General features: G+C 49.3%; 1 pseudogene. It reads left to right on the top strand.

The features are described from left to right. A pseudogene (locus OP495_RS18635) lies at positions 1 to 219 on the top strand (hypothetical protein); the annotation flags it as partial. Positions 220 to 661 lie beyond the last annotated feature (442 nt).

A 661-nucleotide genomic window follows, 5' to 3' on the forward strand; every position in this document is an offset into this window, starting at 1 on the left:
ATCTCGTTGCTACCGCCCAGCATTGAGGAATATATCCCGGAAGATCATCCGGTACGTGTCATTGATGCCTTCGTAGAGTCCCTAGACGTCATCGACATGGGGTTCGACAAGACGCACACCGCCGATACCGACCGGCGCCCCTACCATCCGGGGGCCTGCTCAAGCTCTACATCTACGTGTAACGAAAACTGGCAGTCTACGATAAATTCCAGCGGCTAGCTTGAGGGTGGACTAGCTTACGCACTGATATTGTTCAATTATTCCTATAGCTCAATAAATTTTTGAACAAACTATCTGTTATAACTATGGTTATTAGATAACTACTTCGCAAACCTTCCACCCTATTTAAACTGAGGTGTAGCATGCGCTCACATGGTTATAAAACACGATTTATTAAATACATAAGTGCTGGATGCGCATTAACTGCAGCATCCCTAATCGCCACATCAGCCATTGCGCAGATAAAGTCCGAGCACTCAAGACTAGAGAGCAGTGGATGCGCTACCCGGGCCCTCTTAGACGCCGGTGCGCAGTGCTATACGCTGTACACAGAAGAGAATCATGACCATCCGAACGGGACGACCATCGAAGTCCCCGTAGCGGTCCTCCCATCCGACTCGCAAGGGCAAGAGAGATCGCAGAAAACACCGGCGGTCTTTTT

This window comes from Chromohalobacter sp. 296-RDG (assembly GCF_029889885.1).
Taxonomy (GTDB): domain Bacteria; phylum Pseudomonadota; class Gammaproteobacteria; order Pseudomonadales; family Halomonadaceae; genus Chromohalobacter.